Annotated in this window: 20 protein-coding genes; 11 read left to right on the forward strand and 9 right to left on the reverse strand. The window is 71.6% G+C overall.

Annotation, left to right across the window (positions count from 1 at the left end):
* Window positions 1-91: 91 nt before the first annotated feature.
* The 3 genes from LTT61_RS21980 to LTT61_RS21990 form a co-directional block, all read right to left on the reverse strand.
* Window positions 92-1,147: a GAF domain-containing protein gene (locus LTT61_RS21980; RefSeq protein WP_233015950.1), complete on the reverse strand. Its 1,056-nt coding sequence runs from the start codon at window positions 1,145-1,147 to the stop codon at window positions 92-94.
* A 61-nt stretch (window positions 1,148-1,208) separates the two neighbouring features.
* Window positions 1,209-2,060 carry an SDR family NAD(P)-dependent oxidoreductase gene (locus LTT61_RS21985; RefSeq protein WP_233015951.1) on the reverse strand — a complete coding sequence of 284 codons (852 nt, stop codon included), beginning with the start codon at window positions 2,058-2,060 and terminating at the stop codon, window positions 1,209-1,211.
* A gap of 121 nt (window positions 2,061-2,181) precedes the next feature.
* Window positions 2,182-3,048, reverse strand: a complete 867-nt coding sequence (locus LTT61_RS21990) for a helix-turn-helix domain-containing protein (RefSeq protein ID WP_233015952.1) — start codon at window positions 3,046-3,048, stop codon at window positions 2,182-2,184.
* 687 nt (window positions 3,049-3,735) lie between these two features.
* On the opposite strand from LTT61_RS21990, the gene LTT61_RS21995 reads away from it, so the two are divergent.
* The 9 genes from LTT61_RS21995 (at window position 3,736) to LTT61_RS22035 (ending at window position 15,001) form a co-directional block, all read left to right on the forward strand.
* Window positions 3,736-4,554, forward strand: a complete 819-nt coding sequence (locus tag LTT61_RS21995; RefSeq protein WP_233015953.1) for a hypothetical protein — start codon at window positions 3,736-3,738, stop codon at window positions 4,552-4,554.
* Window positions 4,551-5,786: a cutinase family protein gene (locus LTT61_RS22000; protein ID WP_233015954.1), complete on the forward strand. Its 1,236-nt coding sequence runs from the start codon at window positions 4,551-4,553 to the stop codon at window positions 5,784-5,786. Before LTT61_RS21995 ends, LTT61_RS22000 begins: the two co-directional genes overlap by 4 nt.
* Entirely contained in the window at window positions 5,783-6,922 is a 1,140-nt protein-coding gene (locus LTT61_RS22005; RefSeq protein WP_233015955.1) for a lipase family protein, read from the forward strand. Before LTT61_RS22000 ends, LTT61_RS22005 begins: the two co-directional genes overlap by 4 nt.
* 102 nt (window positions 6,923-7,024) lie before the next feature.
* Entirely contained in the window at window positions 7,025-7,774 is a 750-nt protein-coding gene (locus LTT61_RS22010; protein ID WP_233015956.1) for a hypothetical protein, read from the forward strand.
* A 2-nt stretch (window positions 7,775-7,776) separates the two neighbouring features.
* Window positions 7,777-9,627 carry an AfsR/SARP family transcriptional regulator gene (locus LTT61_RS22015; RefSeq protein ID WP_233015957.1) on the forward strand — a complete coding sequence of 617 codons (1,851 nt, stop codon included), beginning with the start codon at window positions 7,777-7,779 and terminating at the stop codon, window positions 9,625-9,627.
* A 707-nt stretch (window positions 9,628-10,334) separates the two neighbouring features.
* A complete protein-coding gene (locus LTT61_RS32680; protein WP_269821781.1) occupies window positions 10,335-11,519 on the forward strand; it encodes an AAA family ATPase in 1,185 nt (394 codons plus the stop codon).
* Window positions 11,520-11,560: 41 nt separating this feature from the next.
* Window positions 11,561-13,342, forward strand: coding sequence for a VWA domain-containing protein (locus LTT61_RS22025; RefSeq protein WP_233015958.1), 1,782 nt, complete (start codon window positions 11,561-11,563; stop codon window positions 13,340-13,342).
* Between the two features lie 375 nt (window positions 13,343-13,717).
* The gene (locus LTT61_RS22030) at window positions 13,718-14,500 is read left to right on the forward strand and encodes a hypothetical protein (protein WP_233015959.1); all 783 of its coding nucleotides are present in this window, start codon (window positions 13,718-13,720) and stop codon (window positions 14,498-14,500) included.
* A gap of 93 nt (window positions 14,501-14,593) precedes the next feature.
* Entirely contained in the window at window positions 14,594-15,001 is a 408-nt protein-coding gene (locus LTT61_RS22035; protein WP_233015960.1) for a hypothetical protein, read from the forward strand.
* A 105-nt stretch (window positions 15,002-15,106) separates the two neighbouring features.
* Here the strand turns inward: LTT61_RS22035 and LTT61_RS22040 are convergent, their stop codons facing one another.
* The 6 genes from LTT61_RS22040 to LTT61_RS22065 all read right to left on the reverse strand — a co-directional run bounded on the left by LTT61_RS22040 (window position 15,107) and on the right by LTT61_RS22065 (window position 22,784).
* Window positions 15,107-16,525 carry a cutinase family protein gene (locus LTT61_RS22040; RefSeq protein ID WP_233015961.1) on the reverse strand — a complete coding sequence of 473 codons (1,419 nt, stop codon included), beginning with the start codon at window positions 16,523-16,525 and terminating at the stop codon, window positions 15,107-15,109.
* Window positions 16,526-16,551: 26 nt separating this feature from the next.
* Window positions 16,552-17,535, reverse strand: coding sequence for an NlpC/P60 family protein (locus LTT61_RS22045; protein ID WP_233015962.1), 984 nt, complete (start codon window positions 17,533-17,535; stop codon window positions 16,552-16,554).
* A 7-nt stretch (window positions 17,536-17,542) separates the two neighbouring features.
* Window positions 17,543-18,454: a replication-relaxation family protein gene (locus tag LTT61_RS22050; protein WP_233021141.1), complete on the reverse strand. Its 912-nt coding sequence runs from the start codon at window positions 18,452-18,454 to the stop codon at window positions 17,543-17,545.
* 139 nt (window positions 18,455-18,593) lie between these two features.
* Window positions 18,594-21,071, reverse strand: a complete 2,478-nt coding sequence (locus LTT61_RS32685) for a type IV secretory system conjugative DNA transfer family protein (RefSeq protein WP_269821782.1) — start codon at window positions 21,069-21,071, stop codon at window positions 18,594-18,596.
* Window positions 21,068-22,087 carry a TRM11 family SAM-dependent methyltransferase gene (locus tag LTT61_RS22060; protein ID WP_233015963.1) on the reverse strand — a complete coding sequence of 340 codons (1,020 nt, stop codon included), beginning with the start codon at window positions 22,085-22,087 and terminating at the stop codon, window positions 21,068-21,070. The genes LTT61_RS32685 and LTT61_RS22060 overlap by 4 nt, the downstream gene beginning before the upstream one ends.
* 49 nt (window positions 22,088-22,136) lie before the next feature.
* Window positions 22,137-22,784 (reverse strand): hypothetical protein, encoded by a 648-nt coding sequence (locus LTT61_RS22065; RefSeq protein WP_233015964.1) that lies wholly within the window; start codon window positions 22,782-22,784, stop codon window positions 22,137-22,139.
* A 474-nt stretch (window positions 22,785-23,258) separates the two neighbouring features.
* Between LTT61_RS22065 and LTT61_RS22070 the strand changes: the two genes are divergently transcribed.
* Window positions 23,259-24,185, forward strand: a complete 927-nt coding sequence (locus LTT61_RS22070; RefSeq protein ID WP_233015965.1) for a hypothetical protein — start codon at window positions 23,259-23,261, stop codon at window positions 24,183-24,185.
* Window positions 24,182-24,580 carry a pilin gene (locus LTT61_RS22075; RefSeq protein ID WP_233015966.1) on the forward strand — a complete coding sequence of 133 codons (399 nt, stop codon included), beginning with the start codon at window positions 24,182-24,184 and terminating at the stop codon, window positions 24,578-24,580. The genes LTT61_RS22070 and LTT61_RS22075 overlap by 4 nt, the downstream gene beginning before the upstream one ends.
* Window positions 24,581-24,687 lie beyond the last annotated feature (107 nt).

The raw sequence follows: 24,687 nt of genomic DNA on the forward strand, positions 1-24,687 counted from the left end.
CCGCCATATTGCGGAGTCCCAGGAAGCTCGGCTCGCTGGCGCGGCTGGACGCGGTTCCCGGTGCCGGTGCGTCTCCTGCGGGTTCGCGGGATCAGTCTTGCCCATCGGCGGGTGACTGCGGGGTGCCGGAGTTGCCGGTCGGACGCAGCGTGACCAGTGCGGCGGTAGTCGAGAGGTCGAGGTCGATCGGCTTGGCGCTGACTTCGAGGGTGAGCCAGGAGCCGTCGAGGGCGCGCATCCGGACGTGCCCGGTCGACCGCTCTCGGTGGGGTCCGTCGAATAGCGCTCGGGCGGAGACGATGTCGTCGGGGTGCACAGCGGGAGCGGGCTGGCCGGGAAGCCCCTGCCAGGCAAGGCGGGGCAGGGGCGGGCCGACCCAGCGCAGCAGCCGTAGCGTGGTGGGGTTGACGATGGCGTGGTAGTCGCCGTCCGCGGCGATGCCGTCCAGCACGCGGTTGTCGAGGGTGCTCGAGGGGGGCGCGGCGGGGTTGTCGGTGGCGGGGCCGATGTCGTGGGTGATGCCGCGCACCAGGTTGTGCACGGTGCCGTCGAGGCCGGGTTCGCTCATCTGGCGGCACGAGTAGTGCAGGGCGCGCAGCTGCCCGTCCGGGCGGGTCAGGGTCCACAGCGACTGGGTTTCCTGGCCGTCCTGCGCCCGCACGATGCGGGCGAGCGCGGTGCCTTCGTCGCGGTGATTGGAGATCAAGGGAGCGGAGTAGACACCGGCGATCGACTGTATGCGCTGGTCGGGGTGCTGCTCGAGCGGGATGCCGTAGACGGTGAGCAGGTCATCGCTGCGCAGGCTGGTGTCTTCGGTGAGGTCGAACAGCCAGGCACCGGCGGGGTCTCGCGGGGGCACGGCCTCGTCGGGAGAGCCGGACCAGACCATCAGGCCGTGCAGGCGCGACGAGGAGATCGCCAGCGGCACGGCGATGGTGCGGCGTGACCGGTCGGCGGAAACCTGGTCGATCGTGGTGTGCTCGACGGTGACGGCGGCGATCGCTCGCTTGGTCTCGGCCAGCGTCGTGCGGTGGCGAACGATGTTCTCCAGCGGGACGAACCGTTTCGGGCTGCGCCCGACCGCGATCACTGAGGGCTCTGGCTGCTCGCCGAATGTCTCGATGAGCAGCCATTTCGGTGCGGCCACAGGCCCTCCCCCCGGAGAGTTCGATCGACGAACCGGACGGCTCGGCCGAGACCGCTGTCGATCATGAAAGTCTTCCGGCGAGCTTAATGAGCCGCTCGTAGCGTGCACCAGCGAGACGCGCTGTGATCTCGGCTAATTGGGCGTCGGCTCCGACCAACACGCGAGCCGAACCCCGTTCGACCCCGGTCAGGACGACTCGCGCGGCGTGGTCGGGGTCGGTGCGGGCGACGTGCTGTTCGAAGCGGGTCACCGTGGTGTGGCGATCGATGCCCGGTGCCAGCAGGGCAGCGCGGGCGATCGAGGTGCGGATCCCGCCGGGGTAGACCCCGACCACGGCGATCTCGGTGCCGGTGAGGTCGGCGCGCAGTGCCTCGGTGAAGCCGCGGATCGCGAATTTGGCCGAGGTGTAGGGGCCGTGGCCTGCGGCGGCGACCAGCCCGAGCGCCGAGGAGAAGGTGACGATCCTGCCCCGGGTGCCCTGGTCGAGCAGATACGGCAGGAAGGCTTTGGTGACCTGCACGGTTCCGAAGAAGTTGATGCGCAGCACGGCGTCGAAGTCGGTGAGCGGAGAGTCTGCGACCGAGCCGACGTGCAGCACACCGGCGCTGTTGATCACGGTGTCGATGCGCCCGAAGTGCTCGACGGTGCCGGTGGCGTACGCCTGGACTTGCGAGCGGTCGCCGACATCGAAGACCGACACCGTGGGGACATGCGGTCCGGCGCACGCCACGCGGGTGCCCTCGACCGCCTCCGCGTCGATGTCGGCAAGCGCGAGCCGGGCACCGCGGCGACTCAGCTCGAGGGCCAGAGCCCTTCCGATCCCCGCTCCGGCACCGGTGATCGCGACCACTGCCTCCTCGAAGAACGCCGACGAACTCTGCCAACCCCGCAGCGCCGTGACCGCGCCTTCCATGAATCCCCGTACTCCGCCCATGTCCGCAAGCTTACGTAGGCCCAAGCTCGCGAACCCGTTGAGGCGGAACAGCATCCCCTCGCTGCGAGCGCGTCCATGACCGGTGTCCGAGCCTCGCCGCTCAGGCCGACACCGGGCCGAGGTAGAGGCTGGGCAGGGCGGTGCAGAACTGGAGACTTTCCCCGCACATGCCCTTGCCGAGCTGAATGCCCAGCGAGTAGCGCACACCGGTGCCCCGATCGAGCAGATGGACCGGGTTGTCGGGGCCACGGCCGTAGGCAACGGCGACGGTACCGATCCAGCGCGAACTGAAAGCGGCGTCGGCTCGCAGCCGCCGCAGCAGCTCAAGGGCGCGTGGTTCTGCGCGGTGCCGCCCGAGCGCCCCTCGCAGCGCCGCGACGAGGTAAGCGGACTCGTCGTCGCGGAACAAGATCGTCTGCTCCGAGGGCGAGTCGTCCACCCCGGGGTGGAAGTGCCACAGCGCCACGTTGTCCTCGAAGTCCCTGACCCCGGGAAACGACGCGGCGAACTGCATGTTGGCCGCGATCACGTTCCACAACGGGTCGATGAACGCGCACGCCACCCCGGCCCGGTCGAGCCGGGCGAACCTCGCTCGCCACTCCGGTGCACGCGCACGCTCGCGGAGCTCTGCGAGGGGTGCGAGGGGGACCGGCGCCTGGGCGAGTTCGCGAGTGAATCGTTCCTGCGCCCGGTCGAGGTTGTACCCGGCCACGATGCTGGCCAGCGCCGATTCCGAGGGCTCAAGCTGGTTGTTCTCGATCCCTTTGACCGTTCCCTCGCTGATATGCAGGCGCAGGGCCGCCTGCGGTCGGGTCAGTCCGTGTTGAATCCGGAGCTGGCGCGTCCAGCGGCCGATATCGGATATCTCGACCGATATCTTGTTGCGATAGAAGCCCGGTCGCTGAGTGCACCGCGAATCGGGCCTCGGGCGGGAAGTCTCATCCACTGTCTCCCTCTCTTCCTCCATCTCGGGAAACCTCGGTGGTTCCATCGAACGCCTCGCGCCCAACCGGACATTATTACCCGAGATCGAGCACTCCGGCAACGTCGACCTGGCCACGGGGTCGCGGGGCGTCCGAGGTGGCGGCGCGGCGCTCGGGACACAGCGGATCGCTAAATTCTGGCGACTCTACCCGCTCGAATCGTTGCCCCATTGCGCTATCAGTGCAGCTCACAGGCTACATAGATTCGGGTATCGAAATGGTCGGCAATTTCTCTGCCCCTTGCAGCCCTAGTATTCGGGACTTTCCGAGGTTGTGATGGTGAAGCAACTGAAACTGCTCTGAAAGGGACGAACTGTGGATCTGTACGGAATTCTGTCGCTAGTCGATCTCGGCGCATCGGCGCTGTCGAATGTACTGGCGCTGGGCTCCCAGGTGATCAGCCTGGTGCTCCCGTTCCTCTGATCGGCAGCGCGATCCTGCGCTGAACTGAGGAATTTTCCGGCGGGTCGCCCGGCTGTGGTCGGGCAGCCGGGCGACCCGTAATCGGCGTGCGCTTTCTCTCGCACCGCTGACTCTGTTCTTTCATCTTTTCTCCTTTGTCCGAGGGGTTATTCGTCATGCCCGAAAACGGGAAACAATTCATACCTTCCGTCCTGGTCCGGGAACGGGGTTACCGGCCAGCGACCATCCGTCACCGCGGTGAGCGCGGGGTGCGAGTGCTGCGAGGCGGTCGGCTGCTGGTGCTCGGCGCGGTGCCGGTGGCGCTCATGCTGACCGGCCCGCTCGCGAGCGGAGCAACGCTGGACCCGATCGCGGATCAGCCCGGGGTCACCGCCCCGGCTCAGCCCGGAACCACCGCGCCCGCACCGCCCCCGCCGCCTCCGCCGCCCGAGCCCGCGGTGGTCTACCCGGAGCAGCCACCCGAGGTCCGCAACGGGCCCGCCCCGCGTCCCGCGCCTTCGCCCGCTCCCGCGCCGTCGGTACAGGTGATCGAGTTGCATTCTCCGGAGCCGGTGCCCCCGGTCGCGCCGATCGAGCCGCCGCCGGACACGATCCGGGTCGGTCAGTGGCAGGCCCCGTCCCCGGAGTGGCTGCCCCCGGAGATCCGCGACGGAATCAACACCACCGCCGCGAACGCCGAGGCCCAGGCCGCGACGTTCCTGGACTCGGTCGGGCTTCCGGCGGGGCGCTCGGACCGGGTCGCCGGTGCCACGATCGCCGGGGCCGGTGTTGGTGGTGCGATCGGTGGCGCGCTGGCCGGTGCTCCGGCGGCAGCGGCGGGCGCGGTGGCGGGTGGGCTGGCCGGGGGCACGATCGGCGGCATGGCCGGTGCCGCGCTCGGCACGGTGGTCGAGGTGCCGGTCATCGGCACGATCACCTCCGGGGTCGCCGGGACCGCGCTGGGCGCGGCGGCCGGTGCGCTGGCTGGCGCGATCGTGGCCGGGGTTCCCGCCGCCGTCGTCGGCGCGCTGGCCGGTGGCACGGTGGGCGTGGGGTTCGGTGCCGGTGCGGGGGTGGGGCAGCCGTGAGCGGGATCCGGCTGCTCACCGCCACCGTGCTGGCGGCCACCGCGAGCGTGCTGTGCGCCCCCGGTACCGGGGGCGCGCAGCCGCCGACGAGTGGTTCGAGCTGCCCGGCGCTGTGGATCCTCGGGGTCCAGGGCACCGGCCAGTCCTCTCCGCAGGCGTCGGAGACCGCCGATACCGGGATGCTCGGTGCTCTGCTGGGCCCGGTCGTGGCGGCCGTGCCGGGGCTGGTGCAGCGCACCTACATCGCCTACCCCGCCGGGTTCGGTGGCGCGCTGGGCACCGGCGGGGGCCCCGTCCCCTACGCCGACTCGGTCGCCATCGGCCTGGCCGCCCTCGAAGACACCGCCGCCAGGGTCGCCGCCGCGTGCCCATCCACCGCACTCGCCGCGGTCGGCTACTCCCAGGGCGCGCAGGTGGTCTCGCAATTCGCACGCGCGGTTGGTGCCGGGGACGGCCCGGTCGCGCCCGAGCAGGTCGCGGGGGTCGCGCTCTACGCCGACCCCGACCGTGCTCCCGGGACGGCGGTCTTCCCCGGTCGTCCCGGGCAGGTGAGCCCCGACCGGGCCCCCGGAACTGCCGGGTCGGGGGTGGCGGCGGTGCAGATCAGCACCGCCCCGGCCTCGGGCAGCGGGCTCGCTGCGGGCGGCTCCGATTACGGGGCATTGACCGGGCGGGTCGCCGACATCTGCGTCGAGGGCGACCCGAGCTGCTCGGCACCCGACCATGCCGCCCTGCTGCGCCTGGCCGCCGGAGTCGCCGCTCAGGCGGACCTGCGCGATCCGCTCACCGCGCTCGGCTCGCTCCAAGCCCTGCTCTCCGGCGTGCTCGGGGACGCCTGGACCGCCGTCGTGAACCAGGACTTCACGGTTGGGCCTGGCGGGGTCGACTACTCCCCGCAGGCGAGCCTGGCCGCGCGGCTCACCGCAGCTGCGGACTCCCACACCCCGTCTCCGCCGCCGGAGGAGGTCGCGGCGGCCTCGGCCCGGTGGGGGCAGATCACCGCCGTGGTGGCCGAGGACCCGGTCGGGCAACTGCCGAAGCTGGCCGGGCAGCTCTCCGGCGCCTGGAGCCAGTTGCTCGCCGACAACGCCGACACCCTGAATCCGGCAGTGTGGCTGCGCTATTCCGACGCCATCGCCCGCCACACCGGCTACGCCGCCGCCGGGCAACTCGCCAGCGGAGTCGCCTGGCTCATCGCACTCGCCCACGACCTCGCCGGGAGCCACCCATGACCCTCGACCCCTTCTACGACACCCCCGAGCTCGACGGCTACCAGCCCGGCACGATGGTCCGCACCCGCCCGGTGTTCGTACCGCAACTCGCCGACGCCGCCGGGGCCTGGCAGGTCGTCTACACCTCCACCACCTCACGGTCGGAGACCTTCGCCGCCTCGGGCATCGTGCTGCTACCCGAGAACGTCGCCGAAGTAGGCAAGACCGCGATCCTGGCGTACTGCCCGGGATTTCGCGGGCTCGGCGGAGTGTGCGCGCCCTCGCAGATGCTGGCGGTCGGCACCGAACCCGACATCACCGCCATCGAAGCAGCCCTGCAGCGGGGCTGGGTGGTGGCGATCCCCGACGGAGAAGGACTCGGCATGACCGGGCGCGGACCGCACCCCTTCCTCGCCGCACGCGCCGGAGGCCGGGTCGTTCTCGACCTGGCCCGCGCGATCTACCGCGACGCCGACCTCGGCGCGGCGGTCGCGCCGTTCGTGGTGTGGGGCTACGCCGACGGCGGGCGCGTGGCCGCCGCCGCCGGGGAGCTACACCCCTGGTACGCCCCGGAGCTGGACCTGCGCGGTGTCGCCGCCGGAGCGGTGGTCTCCGATCTGGCGGCGCTGGCACCGGCCTTCAGCCGGGGTGTGAGCGCCGGGCTCGGGCTGGCCGCGCTGGTCGGGCTCTCCCGCGCTTACAGCACGCTCTCGCTGCGTCACGTGCTCACCGAGGACGGGATGGCCGCTGCCGAGCAAGCCCAGCACCTCACCGCCGCCGAGCTGCTGGCCCGGTTCCCGCAACCGCTGGCGCATTGGTGCCGTCGCCCCGACCCGTGGAACGACCACTGGTGGCGCCGGGTCCTGGCCCTTGAGACTCTCGCGCATACGAAGCCGCATGTGCCGCTGCACCTCTACCACGGCAGCGACGACATGATCGTGCCCGCCCAAGCAGGACGGCGGACCCTGATCGCCTACCGGCAGCGTGGCACCCAGGTGGACTGGCGCGAGTACAACGACGACCACCGCGCCACCGCGGCGAGCGCGGCTCGTGATGTCCTCGCCCGACTCGGGGAGGACATCGCCGAGCGACCGGCACCCCGCTCGGGGCGGCCGATCGACGAGCACGAGCACCGTGAGCCCGCGCGCCGTCCCTGACTCCCTCCGGAGGGAACCCTGCCCGCACCCTGCTTCCCCGGGGGTGCGGGCAGGCGCGGTCGATCACCCGATCCGGCGACGCTGCCCGAGGAGGCGAGATGAATGACGAGGTATCCCCGCGATCCATCCGATGACGACGACGCCGAGGTGTGGGTCGACCTGCCTGCGTCCCGGCCGGAACTCCACGTCGTCACCGGCCACGGCCCCGGCCCCGCCCTCGACGGGCCCGGCGGATCGTCCTCGCCGGAGAGCCTCTGGTTGGTCCCGCTCCGCGACGCCGACGCTCCCGGCACGGCCGACACCGGCCCGTTGCCCCGATGGCGGGACGGGATCCGGTATCGGTGGCCGCGCGGGGTCTGGGCTGTTGTGGGGGCGATTGTCGCGGCACTGGCCGTGGTCCTGGCGGTCACCCCGACCGGCGGCCGGGACGCCGGTCAGCAGGTCCAGTCCACCGCCGCACTTCCGAGCCCGGACATCACTGCCCAGGGGCCGTGTGCCGGGCTCTCGGGTGAAGTGGTCACCGACCGCGCCGGTGACCCCGCCACCCTGGCCGGGGTAATCGCCTCGTTCGAGGCCGCCTACTTCCTCGACCGCGACGCCGCCAAGGCGATGCCGCTGCTCGCCCCCGAAACCGGGATCACCGCCGACGCCCTCGCCGCGGGCATCTCCAGCATCCCGCCGGGCACCCGGCACTGCGTGGCCATCGACCCGATCGCCCCGGGCACCGCGAACGTCCACATCGCCGAAGTGCACCCGGACCGCACACGGGTCGATTACCTCCAGCTGATCAACACCCGCCCCGCCGATACCGGCACCGCGCTGCTGATCTCCAACTTCCAGAAGCGGGGATAGCCATGAGATCGGGCTCGCAGGCGCCCCTGCTGATCGCGGTCGCCGGACTGAGCCCCCGGGCCGGAACCACCACGACCACCCTCGCCCTCGCTCACACCTGGCCCGGCCCGCAGACCGCCCTCATCGTGGAAGCCGACCCAGCAGGCGGTCAGCTCGCCGAAATGACCGGCGGGGACCCGCAGCTGGGGCTGGCGAGCCTGGCCCACCGAACCCGACCGGGTCAGCGCGTCACCCCTGATCTGCTGGCCCAGCACGTGCAGTTCCTACCCGGAGGTGAGGCGCTGCTGGCCTCCCCGACCCGCCACGACCCCACACGAGCCGTCCCGGCCGCAGAACTGCTCACCGATCCCGAGGTGGACTGGCGCGGTCTCGGGGCGACAGTACTCGCCGATTGCGGCGTGCCCGAGCCGGATTCGGACCCGCACCCGGTCATCGACGCCGCCGACGCCTGCCTGTTCGTCATGCGAGCCGAGCACATCGACCCCGGGCTCGCCATCGCGCGCATCCATGCCCTCGCCCGCCACGGCAGCCTCCGGGGCGTCGTGCTCATCGGCGGCACCCGCGACTATGCCACTGCCCTCGGTGTCCCGGTCGTGGGTACGCTGCCCGCCACCCGCACCGGTGCCCGAGCCCTACTGACCGGCCGTCGCGTCCGGCGGGCCGCGCAGCTCCTCCCGTCCGCCGGGCTCATCGCCACCGCCGTCGAGCTGCAGCTGCGTACAGCCCGCCACCCGGCCCGGCCCGCGCCGCCGCCCGCACCCTACGACGCCCACCACGACTACCCCAGCCGTCGTGACGACACCGGGCCGAGGGTCTACCCGATCGACCCGCTGCCACCACCGCGCCCAGCCGCGTCGGAACCCGTGGAGAAGGAACTACCGGTGCTCAGCGCAGAGCCATCCGCCCCCCACGGTGTCCTTGCGGACCGAGCCGAGGACGCCGGCCAGCTGGGTGAGGACGTCGGCCAGCTGGGTGAGGACGACCTCGCCGCCCCACCGGAGTTCCCTCCGGCCTCCGTCCCACCGGAGGCCGACTCGCCCGCGCTGTCGATCGTCGTGTTCGGGGCGACGCGGGTGTTCTGGCGTGCGCCCGAGGCCGGTGAAGCGGTGGAGGTGACGAGTCAGTTGCAGCCGCGCAGCCGCGAACTCGTGGCCCTGCTGGCACTACATCCGGACGGGTTGAGCCGATCTCGGTTGATCGATCTGATCTGGGGCGGGCATTCCCCGGAGCGCTCGGCCGCGCTCAGCAACGCCCTCTCGCGGCTACGTGCCTCGATCACCACCGCCACCGGCGGGCAGATCACCGGAATCTTGACCCACGACCGGCTGCACTGCCGCCTGTCGGCCGCCGCGGTGAGTGTCGACTACTGGGAGTTCCTCGTCGCTGTCGCCGCGCGCCGCCGCTCCAGCGGCGACACCGACCGCAGCGCCGCCTGCCGGACCATCACCGCCATCGCCACCAGCGACCTGGCCGCCGACCTGACCGGCTCCTGGATCGAACCGCTGCGCGAATCCGCCCGCCGCGACGCCCACAACGCACTGGACTGGCTGGCCACCCACGACGCCGAGGACGACCCCCGCACGACCCTCGGACTGCTCGAGATGACAGCCGAAGCCGACCCCTACAACGAGACCGTGTGGCGCGACATCCTGCGCCAGCACGCCCGCCTGGGCGAATATGCCGCCCTCGCTCGCACCTACACACTCATGACCCGAAAACTCGGCGAGATCGGCGAAACCCCGAGCCGGAAAACCCGAGAACTCCTCGAACACCTCCGCCGAGGAGAAGACCGAATCCATTCCGGCCCGAACCCCGGCCGGGCACGCAGAAATCAATCATCCCCACACACCTGAAATGTGGGAACATCCGGTAGTCTATTACCGGGCGCGGCCGAACCCGCTGGAGTTGCACGCCCGGAATCGTCACTGCGATTTTCAGTTCGACGGAAATATTCTCCCCGATTCGTCAAATCGGATCTTTACTGAGATCCGGAGTGTCTCTCCCGGAGACCTTCGTAATTTTAATTGTGGGAAATGCGTGGGGAAGTGCATGGGGAAATGCGTGCGGAAATGCGTGGGGCGATCAAACCTCCCCACCCCCGATAGTCATATCGCCAGGTAGGGCGGCAGATATCCGGGCGGATATCATCCGGGATTGTCCATACACAAAGCTATATGGACATGCGATGGCGGCCCGCCGATGCTGATCTCCCGTGTTCGTTCCACGCCTGTCTCCCGCTTTCCATTTCCTTTTCCCTGTCTCATTTCCGTTCTTCCTGTTTCATTACCTCTTTTTCTATCGCGTTGGTCGGTGGCGTGCGATCGTGCGCGGGCATTGCCGTGTGTGGTTCGGGCGCTTATTGCGCAGCGTGACTCGTCGTTGTCCGGAAAAATTCCGGGAAATTCGCGCACTTTTGGGGTTGTGAGCCTGTTCGAGGTCGAGCTAGCGTCGAGCCGTTCCCGGAATTCGCCGGGGAATTCGCAGAAATCCGAATGGCGGCCCCGCCGCACCTGTGCCGGAAAGGCGCGGGAATTCGGAGCTGAACTTCCAGGAGTTGCAAATGCCCACCACACCCGCCACCGTTGCACCGGCCGCCGGTCGTCTGCCGAATGGGGAATTGCGGCGCATGGTCGCCGGTGCGCTGGCCGCCGACCCGGGCCGCGAACAGTCCCCCCGCGAAATCGCCAAGGGGCTCAACCGGTCCTCCGGGGCGGTCGGCAACGCCCTCGAGGCGCTGACCGCCGCCGGGCACGCCGAGCGCACCTCGGCCGCCCCCCGCCGCTACCGCGCCACCGCTGCCACCGCCACCGCCGCCGCATCGGCCGCCACCACCCCGGCAACGCCGCCCGCCCCGGCGGCCCCGGCCCCCAGCACGGCGAAACCGGCCCGCCGCCGGAAGAAGAACGCCACCCCGGCCGCGCCCGCCGCCCCGGCGGCCCCGGCCCGCACCGGCAACACGGTGGCGCGGCCGAACGGGCAGGACTACCACCTGCGCAAGTTGGCCGGGCGCGCCGATGTCGAGGTGCTGCACACGATGCGCACCGCCGAGGTGCCGGTGCTGCTGTACGGGCCGCCCGGAACGGGCAAGACCTCGCTCATCGAGGCCGCCTACGGTGACCTGCTGACCGTGCAGGGCGACGGCGACACCACGGTCGCCGACCTGGTGGGCGAGTACACCCAGAACCCGGACGGCACCTTCGTTTTCGTGCACGGGCCGATGGTCCGGGCCATGCGCGAGGGCCGGGTGCTGTTCATCGACGACGCGACCCTCATCCCGCCGACCGTGCTCTCGGCGGTGTACCCCGCGATGGACGGCCGCCGCGAGATCGTGATCAAAGCCCACGGCGGCGAGGTGGTCAAAGCCGAGCCCGGATTCTTCGTGGTGGCCGGGCACAACCCCGGCGTGCACGGGGCGGTCCTGTCCGATGCGCTGGCATCCCGGTTCGCGTTCCAGGTGGCCGTGGGCAGCGACTACGACCTCGCCACCCAGCTCGGGGTCGACCGGCACGCGGTGAAAGTGGCCCGCGCGCTGGCCACCCGGCAGGACAAGGGCGAGGTCGGGTGGGCACCGCAGCTGCGCGAGCTGCTCGCCTTCGCCAAGATCGCCGCCGCCACCGACCAGGCCACCGCCCTGGCCAACCTCGTAGGGGCCGCACCGGAAGAGGACCGCGATGTCGTGGCCGCCGTGGTGAAAAGCGTGTGCGGCCGTAACCACGCCCCCCTCGCCCTCGGCCCCCGACTCTGACCGCCCACCCGCCCGCCCCACACAGAAAGGCACCCGCCGCCATGACCGGCCACGTGATCACCACCCCGCCCGCACACCCCGCCGCGCCCGCTACCCCGGGCACCGGCCCGGCCACCCCCACCCCGCCCGCCACCGCCGCGCCCGCCCCGGCGTCGGTCCCGGTGACCGGCGGATGGGCGAGTCTGTCGGCCGCGATGACGACCGAGGCCGCGCCGATCGCCGACCGTGACGACCTCACCGTAGCCATCGCCCCCGGCGCGGCATTCGGGAACCCGGCGGTATTCGTCCCGAGCCAGGCGGCCATCGAGATCGACGGCACCCGCCTCGCGATCGACCCGGCCCACGCGCACCCCGAACGCAACAGTGACCGCAACCGCTACCCGGCGGTGTGGGGCGCGCTGGTACACGAGTGCGCCCACGCCAAACACTCGGTATGGGAGGCACCCCGGGTCGCGCACCCGGAGGTGGTCGATGCCGCCTACCTGCTCGAGGAGTCCCGGATCGAGGCCGCCCACATCCGCCGCCGCCCCGACGACCGGCACTGGTTGCGCGCCTGCACCACCGAGATCGTGATCGGGGACAACGGCGGCGCGCTCGCCGCCGCCCGGACACCGGCCACCCCCTACAACGCGGCCCGCAACGCCGCCCTCATCCTGGCCCGCCAGGACGGCGGCATCCTCACCGAGGCCGAGTGCGCGCCCGCCGCCACCGCGATCGAGGCCATCCTCGGCACCGACACCCTCGCCAAGTTGCGCGCCATCTGGCGCGAGGCCCACACCGTTGCCGATACCGACACCGCCGCCATGCTCGAACTCGGCCAGCAGTGGTTCGACCTCATCGGCCCCGACCCCCACACCGACCCCGACCCGGGCTCGGTGCTGGGATCCGCGATCGGGGAGACGGTGAGCAACATCGGCGACGCGGTGGCCGCCTCACCGGCCGACCCCGACCCGGCCGAGGTCGCCGCCGCCGCACGCGAGGCCGCCGAGCAAGCGGCCGACGCGGCGGCGAAGCAGGCGCGCAGGGTATTCGGCAACGCATCGAGCAGGGGCCGAACCGCGAGCCGCCACAGGACCCGCGCGGCGCGGGCGGACGAGCGCACCGCCGCGCGGCTGCTGGCCCGCACTCTCGATACCGCCGCCACCCGCGAACGGGTCGCGGTGAAAACGACTTCCGCGCTGCCGCCGGGCCGGTTGCGGATGCGGGGCGCGCTGGTACGGGAAGCGCAACGCGCCGCCGGGGCGATCCCGACCGCCGAGCCGTTCACCCGCATCACTCGCAAGATTGTGGAGGTGCCGCCGTTGCGAGTCGGTATCGCCTGCGACGTGTCGTCCTCGATGAGCAACTACGCCGCCCCGGTGGCCTCGGCCGCGTGGATCATCGCCCACGCCGCCGAGCTGGCAACCATGCCCGCCGACACCGCGACCGTCACCTTCGGGGCCTCGGTCGAACCGATCACCTACCCCGGCACCACCCCGAGACGGATCACCGAATTCGATTGCCCGGACTACCTGCACGTGATCGATGCCGCTGTGAACGCCCTCGACGGTGCCCTCGATCTGGCCCGGCCCGGCGCGACCCGTCTGCTGGTGATCATCTCCGACGGGTTCTACTACGGCACCCAACGCGACAAAGCCCAGCGCCGCGTCAACGCACTGCGCGCGGCGGGATGCGCGGTGCTGTGGCTGGCACCGCACAACCCCGACCCGGAAGCCGACGACCCGGACCCGCTGGACGGGGTCACCGTGCACCTGGTCACCGACCCCGCCACCACGGCCACCGCCATCGGCCGCGCCATCAGCGCCGCCGTGCGCGCCGCCTGATCGCCCCGGGTGCCCCGGGCGCGCTACGCGCCCGGGGCACCCGGTCGCACCGGGGGCCGCGCCCGGCTACCGGCACGCCCCACCGCTCGCCCGGCCCCGCGGCGAGGTCGTCGGCGTGAGGCACCCGGCCTCGGCGCGCATGCGTAGCCGCGAGTCGAATTCCTCTCGTGCCGTGCGCATTCCGAAAATCGAAGAGAGGAATTCGGGGCCGCGACCAATTTCCACATTCCGCTTGACATCACACGCCCTATCGAGCGGTCATGGAACCCGGAACAGCACCGACCCCCCCGGGGGGAAACGCCCCCATCGGTGCGCATTCTGTCCGAACGTGGCGTCACCGATTCCACCCGAACCCCCATGTTGGAAGGAACCCCCATGTCCAAGAAAAAGAACACCCGCACCGTGCCCCCGGCACCGCCCGCACCGGCCCCGGAACGCGGTTCGCGGTCGGGTGGGGTGGCCGGGCCGCGCCGCGACAGCACCCCCGCGTTGTGGGCGGCGCTGCGCGCCCACCCCGGCAGCACCACTGCCGCGCTGGCCGACACCGCCGGGGTCGGACTGTCCACCGCGCGGCGTCTGCTGGCCCAGTGGGAAACCGCCGGGCACGCACAGTCGCACACCGACCCCGAATCGCCCCGGGCCCCGAAAACCTGGTCCCCGGGCACGGGCGCACCCGCCACCGTCGAAGCGGAACCGCCCGCCGAACCGGCCCCGGCGGAACTGGCCACGCCGGAACCCGGGTTGCCCGAGCCGGTGGGTCCGGCCCCCGTCGCCCCCGGCCCTGTCGCCCCGGCCGACGACGCGGCGGTCCCCGGCGCGGACGTGCCCGCCGACCCCGGCACCACGGGACAGACCCCGGTGGTCGCCCCCACGGGCGACGTTCCCGCCGCCCCGGACCCTGCCACCCCGGCCCCGGCCGATACCCCGGCAGCGGCGCAGCAGGAGTCGACGGTGCGACGGCTGCCCGCCGGGGGGTTGCGGGGACTGGTCGAGGACTTCCTGCACGACAACCCGAGAGAGGAGTTCACCCCGCACCAGATCGGCAAAGCCCTCGACCGGTCCAGCGGCGCGGTCCACAACGCCCTGGTCAAGCTCGCCAAGGACGGGACCGCTCAGCAGACCGGCGAGGCCCCCAAGAAATTCCGTTTCGCGTCCTGACGACGGGGCGATGCCGGAATCCCCGGAGACTCTAACTCCGGGGAGTCCGACACCGCGCCTCTCAATGTATCTTCCTGAGAAAGGTGCTCGACCATGTACGTCACTTCCACCCCGGCGATCCTGGCGTCCGCGCTGCACAAGGTGTTCGCCGACTCCGCACAGGCCCCCGACAGCATCGCGCTGTGGCTCGACATCGCGGCCGAGGCCGCGCGTGAGTTCAGCATGCCGGTGATGCCTTCGGTGCTCCCGTGGGTGCCGGTGTTTCTGAACTACCGGCTCTACCGGACCGAGGGCGAGTTCTTCCCGCTCACCGGGTCGGTGCGGATCACGACCGGGCCGCTGGTCGGCAACACCTTCGCCGATCCCGACAGCGCCGCACGGGCGGTGGTCGTCGCGACCCCGGCCCCGGTGGCCGACATGATGCGGAAGGTGTCGCCGTCGTGGCGGTTCCGCTCCACCGGTACCCCGGCGGCGTTCACGCCGCGCGCAGGCCACATCTGATCTCCTGACTCCGCCTGCCGACTGAAACGGCCGGTGGTGCCGAGCATGTCGCTCGGCACCACCGGCCGTTTCGCTGTGCGCAGCGGGTGACCGCGTGGCGGTCGCCTATTTCGTGCGGTCGATCACCTGGGCGATCCAGTCGCTCGGTGCGGGGGCGGCGGTGTCGTAGCCGGTGGCGTCGAACACGGCCGCACCGCCGCCCTGGGGGGCCGTAGCACCGGTGCCGGTAGTGGTGCCCGCCCTGGTGGTGGTGGCGGTGTTGTAGGTCTGGGTGAGTGCGGGGAACCGGGTACCGGTGAACGCGCTGGCGGTAGCCGAGAGGAGATCGGCCGCGATCGGTGCAAGCCCGGTCAGCGCCAGCAACGCCGCGACGGGATCGCCGTCGGCGAGGCTTTCCACGGCGGTCCAGGCGATCTCCTGGGCTCGTCCGATGTCGGTGGCGATGCGGGCGATGTCGAGTCCTGCCAGGACCCCGACGACCTCTGCGGCGATCAGGGCGACCCCGGAGGTGTCCAGCGGCGCAGCCACCGTCAACGCGGCGGCCACCAGCCGCAGATCGAGTCCATCGGCCAACGCGACCAGGGGGTTGAACTGGTTGTTCAGATCACCCGACACACGGTGCAGGCCGGGCACGTCACCTGCGGCGAGCAGGCCCGGCAGCTGAGCGAGATCGGCCCCGATCGCGGGCACCTTCGCGGTGAAGCTCGCGAGCCCGTTGAGCACGGTGACCACCTGAGCGAGCACCTGCGACGGGCCGAGCTGCCCGGTCCAGGCCGTGCCGGTGGTCGTGGTCGGTGCACTCGGTGCGGTGGGGACCGTCGCGGTGGTCGTGGGGGAGACGGTGGCGGGCGGGGCCGAGGGGGCGGTGGCGAGTGCGCGGCTGACCGCGGTGAGGACCGGTGCGGACTCGGTGGTAGTCGAGCAGTAGCTGTCGCCGTCGAGGCAGAGCGTGCGGACTCGCCCGGTCAGCTCGCCGAAGCCTTGCGGACGCGAGCCGGTGACGCCCTGTCCGGGAACCGAGGGGCCGAGCTGGAGGGTGACTGGGTCGCGGCGCGGGTCGGAGACGAGCGCGACGGCCACGACTCGGGAGGCCGGGACCGGACCTTTGTTGTTGCCGATGCTGGTGGCGAGGTCGCCGGTGACCTCGGCGCCCTGGCCGTAGCCGGCCAGAACGACTCGCGTGTCCGAGCACAGCTCCGAGAACGCCGCGGTGAGTTCTGCTCCGCTCACCGAACCGGCACCGCTGGCTGTCGGAGTGAGCGTGCGGACCTCGATGTCGCTGCCGTAGCGGGCGGTCAGTGACACCCCGAGCTGGGTGAGGATCCCGGGCATGGCCTGTCCGGTGGTGGCGGGGGCCGTCTCGTAGGTGCCCGGTACCAGCAGCGCGGTCCAGCGCGGGCACTGCGCCCCATCGCGGCCCGGTGTCGGTTCAGCGGTGGCGACACCGGCCGTGGCGGTGGTCGCGGCGATGGCCGCGCACAGTGCCAGCGCGGCGCGGCGGCGATGGTCTTGGTGGTGGTGCATGGGGGTTCTCCGTCCGTGTGAGGTGATCAGGAGGTGGGGCGGGAGTCGTCGTGGGCGGGGGTGGGCCTGGTGGCGGTGTAGTAGTCGTCGCCTTTCCACCGGTAGGGCGAGATTTGAACCGGCTCGGAGAAGGTGGGGGCGTGCACCATCTGGCCGCCGCCGAGGTAGATGCCGACGTGGTGGACGTCGCCGTCGGTGCTGTAGAAGAGCAGGTCTCCGGGTGCGAGCTGGTCCTCGGGGATGGTTGCACCGGTGTGGACCTGGTTGTAGGTGGTGCGGGGGAGGGAGATTCCGGCGGCTCGGTAGGCGGCTTGGGTGAGTCCGGAGCAGTCCCAGCCGCCGTTGACCTCGGGTCCGTTGCCGCCCCACACATACGGCAGGCCGAGCTGGGCGCAGGCGAAGGCGATCACCCGGGCGGCAGCCGGGGGCGCGGGCGAGGCAGCGTGGCAGTCGCCGCTGCGATAGCGGGTGGCCTGGTCGAGGACTTGGGTGACGTACCAGTCGGCGTGGTTGTAGGCGAAGATCGCGGCGTGCAGGTCTGCGGGGGCGCCGGAGTCGCAGAGGTAGAACGCGGCAGCGTGGATCGCGTCGGAGGGGTTGTAGCGCGAGGGCGGGCTCGCGCCACCCGGAGGCAGCCGATGGCGGCTGACGACGGAGTCGAAGGTCGGTGCCAGGAATTGCATCGGGCCGCCCGCGCCGGAGGCGTTCTCGCCCGAGGACACGCCGGGAAGCGGTGAGCGGCCGTGGTCGGTCTCGACCTTGCCGATTGCCGCGAGCACCGACCAATCCAGGCCGGGGCAGTCCCCGGCAGCGGCCTGATAGAGCACGAGCATCTCCGCCGGGATGTCCTGGTCGGCTTCGGTGCTCGGGGTCGAGCCGGTGCCGGTCGAGGTCCCCGGGGCGGGGGTGAGCGCGTGGTCGAAGACGACGACGGCGCTGACCACGGCCGCGATGACGACCGTGAGGAACACCCACGCCCCGAATCCCGCTCCGAGTGCCTTGACCAGCATCGCTACCTCACCACAGCTCCGACGCCGGGAGGCTCGGTGGCGGAGGGGCCAGAGCGACGGTTCCGCTCGACGGTGCCCAGATCGACTCCGGGTCCAGGCTGTCTTGCAGTGGGGTCCGTTGCGGCCAGAGGGTGCTGAGTTCGCGCAGGTACCTGCGGCCGGTGTCGGTGTGAAGCGGCAGCCACACCTGATCGGCCGGGCTGGTGCCGGGGATCGAGCCGAGGAATTCTGCGGCGGCGGTGGCGACCGGCACCGCTTCGGGATCGGGCAACCGCTCCCACGTCCGGCGCAGAGCCACACGGGCATTGGCCTCTCGCAGCGTGGTCGGTACCCACAGCAGGACCGGAACGACGACGCCGGTGGTGCGGGCGAGTTCGGCGAAGCCGTGCAGCTTGGCCGCGACCCGGGGCAGGGAGGTGGTCCCGAGGTCGTATTCGAGGAAGAAGTCGAGCAGGTCTTCGCCGTGGGTGTAGCGGCCGTGGGCGTCGGGGCGGGCGAGGTCGCCCCAGAGCCGTTGGCAGCGGGTCTGGGACCACCACCGGACCACTTGCCCGCCGTGGGGGTGGGTGAGCAGGGCGGTGAACCATTCGGCGACGCCGAGGGTGTGGGTCAGGTGCAGGCTGTGGGCGACCGAGAGCGTGCTCTGGTGGTTGTAGCCGAGCTCTCGCACACTGACTCCGGCTTCCGCGGCGAGGATCGCCGCTCCGGCCGGGGCGAGGGTCCAGTGGTAGGGGGCGCTGCCGCGAGTGCGCATCGGCCGGAAGCGGTCCAGGACCCGGTAGGTGTGCAGAATGGGCAGGCGGCGGCGGGCGATCTTGGCGGTCGGGAATGCCAACTCGGCGAGCTGGCCGGTGGTCAGGACCCGGTGCTCGTAGACCATGCGCAGAATCCAGCGGTCGCGCCCGGTCAACGCCCGCACCACCGAACTGTTCTCCGGCGGCATTGTCGATGACCAGGCCGGGCGCGGGGCACGGGTGTCGGCTTGCCTGTCGGGACGGGAAATCATCGGTCCGGGAGCCTTCCTCTGGGCTGGGCTGGGCTGGGCTGGGCTGGGCGGGTCAGGGCTGCGGGGAGGTGGCGGGTGCGGCCGTGAGCCGGGCTTGGGCGGCGGCGGCGATCTCGCGGGCGCGGCCCGGGATCGGCGGGTGCAGGGGCCGGGTGGTGAGGGTGAAGGGGCGGGCGTTGCGGCCGTCGACCAGCAGGCGGGCGGCGGCGTGGAAGGCGTCGAGGTGCGACAGGTCGTGCTCGGAGAGCCAGGGCTCGGTGTGGCGGGCCAGGTCGCGGGCGTCGTCGGGGCTGACGGCGAAGACGATCTTGTTGCGGGCATTGGCCGAGATGCCGTCACGCAGCTCCCGGGAGAGCTGGCCGAGGTTCTGATGGGCCAGCAGCAGCGACAGCCGCAGTCCCCGGGCCTCGGCGAGCATGTCCTCGATCGGCGTCGACAGGTTGAGGAAGTTCTGTGCCTCGTCCAGCACCAGAGCCGCGTCGGGCCGATCAGCGGCGGGCACCCGCGCCCGCGCGGTCACCGCCTGCCACGTCCGGGCCACCAGCAGCGACCCGACCAGGCGGGAGGTCTCCTCTCCCAGCGAGCCTTTCGGCAGGCGCGCCAGGCAGATCCCGCCCTGGTCGAGGATGTCGGCGAACTCGACGGTGGAGGGCCCGCCCGCGATGGCCGAGCGCACGAACGGGCGCAACAGGAACGCCCGCAATTTGTTGAGCAGCGGCCCGGTGAGCTGGGCACGGCCGGTGTCGGAGAGGGTCTCGTAGCTGTCCCAGAACCCGCGCAGGACCGGGTCTTTGGTGGTGCGGGTGACCCGGGCGCGGAAGGCGGGCTCGGTGAGCAGCCGGGGCAGGTCGGCCAGGGTGGCGGTGCCGGGCTGGGCGCACAGGGTGAGCAGGCTGGCGCGCATGATGTCGTCGGTGCGTGGCCCCCACCATTGGTGGAAGATCCGGTGGAACACGGTGACGAGGTTGTCGACCGCCAGATCCATTCCCGCGCGCCCGATCCGGCCGATGTCGAGGGGGTTCACGCACGGCGGCGGGGCGGAGGAGTCGGCATCGAAGAGCACCACCCGCTCACCCATCCGCACCGGCAGCCGGGACAAGATGTCGGTGACGAGGTCGCCCTTGGGGTCGATGACGATCACCCCGCGCCCGGCCTCGGCGTCATCGAGGATCGTGCGCGCCAGCAGGGTGGACTTGCCGACACCGGTGGGGCCGAGGATGTGCAGGTGGTGGCGGGCGTCGGAGATTTTGACGGCCACCGGGCGGCGCGTCCCGGTATCGGCCGTGCCCAGCGGCTTCGTGTGCTCCCCGCCGACCGGGATCTCCGGTGCGGGGGACAGGGCACGGGCACCGGCGCGCTGCAGGCCGGGTAGCCCAGTGTCGGTGGGCAGATGCGCGATCGTGGCCAGCTCGGGCACCGACAGCACATCCCCACGCCCAAGGTGCCTGCGCCGGATCAACCGCTCGAGGCGTAGGCGAGGCCGTCGCCGGTAGTAGTTGTGATCGGTGCACGCCCCAAACACCGTGGCGAGAGCGTCGGCGCGACCGCGCGCCACCGAGCGCGCTTGCGCTCTCGGCGCGGCCTCGCCGGGGTCGTCGGAGACGGGGATCGAGGCGGCGTAGCGGACCACGGTCTCCCAGTGCGCGCCCCGGGCTTTGGCCGCTGCGGCACGGGCGGCGGCGCTGAACTCCAGCGAGGTCTGGCGGTCGGCGTGCCTCGCACCTGCCACCCCGGCTGGGGTGTGGGAGGCGCGGGTGGCGACCGTGCCGGGGGTGAGCAGGTCCAGGGCCTCGCGGAGCAGTCCGGTCACGACGCCGACCGGGGTGGTGGTGCTCGCCGCGGCGCGGGTGGCTCGCGCGACGCGGCGGCCGGTGACCGGGCGGGCGAGGATCTGCACGCAGGCGGCCTGTCCGGGGCCGAGGTCGTCGGCGGCGGTGATCAGGTTGCGCACCAGATCTCCGGAGTGATCGGTACTCAACGGCAACCCTTCGCGGCGTCCGAGCCGCAGTTCGCCCCCGGCCACGACCCGCCGCACGCCCTCCACCGCGACCGGGAGCGGGGGCCCGGCGGGGGTGAGGGTGTCGGTGTGCGCGCCGGGCCAGGCCGAGGCGATGGCGCGTTCGACGAGTCCGGGCGGGATCACACCGGGCACCCAGAGCCGGATCGCGGCCCCCTGCTCCGGGGTGACGGTGTACTCGAACCCCAGATGCGGTTGCCCCCACAGCACCCGTGCCCAGGCCGGGCGCAGCTGCCCGATGAGGTGCGCCCAGAACGCGAGCGCGCCCTTGGCGTCGACTTCGGGCGGGGTGAGCACGGTGATCTGGCGAGCACGTGCACTCAGCCGGCGCCGACGTGCTTCGGTGAGAATTCGCGCCGCGGCGAGGACCGCGAGCACGGCCCCGGCCACGCTCAGGACCGACACCGGCCCGAGTGCATGTCCGATCGCCTCGCCCAGATCGCGCAGCGTCGTGCCGGGCGCGAGTAGCGCCCGGCCCAGCCATCCCTGTTCGGGGTTGGGTGCGGTGTTCACGCGGCCACCGATCCCGGGCCGCTGGCATCGCGCGGCGGCAGCGTCGCGGCGGTGCCGAAGGGGAATCGGCCGCTCGCGCGGCGACGCTCGACCGCGTGGGTGGCCTCGGCGGCGTCGGGCTTGCGGAGAACGACGACGTCCTCGTGGGCGATGAGGTGGATCGGCAATCCGGCGGCGCGCTGTTTGACGACGAAGTCGCGCTGGAAGAAGCTCGACCGAGCCACGAGCTCGCCCTCGGTGAGGCGGCCCAGCAGGGCCACGCACCGCTCCACCGGCACGAGCCCGGCCAGCTCGCCGCAGGTGTAGAGGTGACTCGGCAGGGGCACCAGCTCGGCGTGCTGCCGCCACGGCCGCGCGGTGATCACGACATGACCACCGGGAGCGAGGTATTCGGCCGCCCCGGCGAGGATCTTGGTGAACCCGGTGAGCAGGCGGCCGAGACCGACGTTGGCGAGGTTGCCCCGGTCCAGCACCCGGCCGTAGCGGTGGTTGGTTTTGCGTATCGGCTCAGCGCCGTTGGCGCGCACGTGCCCGTGCAGGGAATCGCCATAGGGCGGGGAGGTGATGACCAGACTCGCCCGGCCACGCAACTCGGCCGGGATTAGCTCACCCAGCTTGCGGGCATCGCCGTGGTACACCTCGGCGTCGAGCTTGATCCCGGCCTCGCGAGCGAGCCCGATGTTGGCGCGCGCCAGCTCCGCCCACGGCGACTCGTACTCGACGCCGACCGCGCGGCGGCCCAGATACAGGGACTCCACCAGCGTGGTACCGATCCCGCACATCGGGTCCAGCACGAGGTCCCCGGGGCGGGTATAGGTCTCGACCGCGTGCTGCACGATGGCGGGGAACATCTTCGCGGGATGAGCGGTGCTGCCGGGGTGGTATCGGCCCCGCCGCTGCGCTGTCGGCGCGGTCTGGGCCGTCGCCCACACCGACACCGGCGGGGCGGTGGAACCGATCTGGGAGGGGATCGCGGAGTCGGGGCCGGTGGGCGCGGCGGCATGGTCGAAAGTCATGGCGGCGTCCTTCGGATCGCGGTTCGGGCGGGGCGAATGGCGTGCGGGCTCAGACATGGGCGGGCTGGAGGAAGACGAAGACGTCGGTGTGGGCGACCCGGTGGCGCGCGAGGCCGGAGGGGGCCGGATCGGCGGGCGCGGCGGTGATGGCGGTGCCGCGCACGGGCGCGGCGATGATGTGCTGGAGGTAGAGCAGATCGGCGGCCTGCGCGGCGGCGACGACCGAACCGGCGGGGTCCTCCAGGACGCCGGAGGCGCTGTGGCGGCAGCGCGAGAGAACGACCAGCAAACCGTCCGATGCCATCACGTCGGTCGCGAGCGAGGTGACGTCCTCGGCGGCGGCGATCGGGTCGAGGTGATCGGCGAGCAGGCTGGCCACGACCAGATCCACCGGCTCCCCGGAGAAGCTCCGGTCGGCCGGGGCGTCGAGGCCGTGGCGGTCCAGCTCACCAACCGCGGCGAGCGCGTCGGCGGTGTCGGGCTCGATAATCCGCAGCGCACCCCGGACGGTCGGAGCGGGCCAGCCCAGCAGCATCACCCGCGATCCCGGCGCGGAGAACTCGGCGATCGTCTGCGCCAGGACCGGGCCGGGCCAGCGGTCGCCGGGATCGAGCGGGGCGGGCCCCAGCGCCCACAGAGTCGAGGGAACCCGCACGGCGGCGGAGGTGGAACGAGGTCGGCGGGAACGGGCGGACATGACGGCCTCCTGAGCGAGAGAGCGGTGTGTACTCGCTAACTTCCGCCAAAAAGCCGAAATCGGGACACGACGCTCGAAACTATTTTCTGAGAATCTCGGGAGCCGAAAAGGACGCGCCGGAGCGCCGCTCGGTAAGAGGGTGCGGTCAAAATTTCCCGAGGAAATTTTCCAATGGTTGCCCAGGAGGAGCGGGGGTCTATCCGCGTGCTATCTGAAATATATCCAAGTCACATCCTGGATCTATCCGAACATGTATTTGGCCTGCTAAGAGGGGGCAACCCTCTCACAGTCACTCCGACTGTTGAGAGTGTTTGTTGCGTAGCGCGATATCAGCCAGCTCGCACCGGGATAGGGCTCGGATATGTTTCGGGTGGCTTCTGGATGTGGTTCGGATAGGGTTCGGATGCATTTCGGATAGGGGTGTTCGGTGTCCTTGTGAGGTCGGAAGTTTGCGATCGATCAAGGAGATTCGTGGTGACGAATTCACACGTCGTGAAATATGGGGCACTCCTCGAGAAGCCGGGCTCGCCGCTGGCTGTGGTGCGGTCCGGTTTCGAGCAGATCGCCGCCGGGGCGCTGCCCACCGATCCGCGCCCGGTGCCGACACCGGAGTCCGCTCGCGGCGGTCCGGTGCGGACGTGGGCGGCGCTGCGTGAGCGGCTGTGGGACTCGGCGACGCCGATGGCCGAAGTCGACGCGATCTGGGTGTGGCTGCTCGAACGAGTCCGCGCCCAGGACGAGGGCGCGATGCTGGTGTGCGCCGGACTGGCCGCGCCGATGCTGTCGCGCACCGCCAGCGCGTACACGACGTCGAACACCACCACTCGCCACGACCTCGAGTCCGAAGTGCTGACCGCGTTCCTGTCCCACCTGCCGCGCGTGGGCCTGCAATCCCCGGGGGTGTGGCATCGGCTGCGCTGGGGTGCCTACCGCGCCGTCCTCAAAGCGGCAACCCAACAGCGAAGCGGCGCGACGGTGGTCGGCGACCTCGACCACGACCTGGCCCCGCTCGGGGAGCGGGTGCGGGTGCGGGCGATGGTCTCCGAACCGGGCCATCCCGAGACCGTCCTGGCCCAAGCCGTGGCCGCCGGAGTGATCTCCGCCGACGCCGCCGAACTCATCGCCGCGTCGCGGTGGGAAGGCCGATCGCTGACCTGCTTGGCCGCTGAACGCGGTGTGTCGCTGTGGAAGCTGCGCAAGCAGCGACCCCGCGCCGAACGCGCCCTGCTGGCGTGGCTGTCCGACCGCGCCCGCGACCCCGGGCGCACCAGCACGGTCGAAGCCGAGGCGGTCACCGCCCTCGCACCGCCGGACCGGTCACCGCGGCGAGGCCGCCGGCCGAACCGGCACCCGGTGACCTCGGCGCAGGCGAGCACCGAGCACGGGCAGGTGGCGGCATGAACACCAACCAGGGAAATCTCGGTGCGGCGCCCCAGACATCGGCTCGACACGGGCGGCGCTGGACTCGACCGCTCGCGGTGCTGGGCACGACCCTGGCGCTTCTGGGCCTGCTCGCCGGATCGGCCTCGGCGGCACCGCCGCACACGGAGGTACTGGCGATCGTCTCGTCGCTGGGGGAGGTGATCGACAACGCGCGCAACTGGATCGTGGGGATCCTCGCCGGGCTGGCGACGCTGTTCCTGACCGTCGCCGGGGCGCGCTATCTGCTCGGTGGCGGTGATCCGTCCGAGATCGAGAAGGCCAAGACCGCGTTCCGTGCCGCCTGCCTCGGCTACGCGCTGGCGATGCTGGCACCGGTCATCGTCGCCGTGCTCAAGTCCATCATCGGAGCCTGACCGTGCACGCCTCGGCCCAGGCCCCGCCCGCACCCGTCCGAATCTCACCGGCCACGCGCACCGCTGCCGCCGCCCTAGCGGCGGTACTCGCCGCGGTTCTGATCGCC

Source organism: Nocardia asteroides (assembly GCF_021183625.1).
Taxonomy (GTDB): Bacteria; Actinomycetota; Actinomycetes; order Mycobacteriales; family Mycobacteriaceae; genus Nocardia; species Nocardia asteroides_A.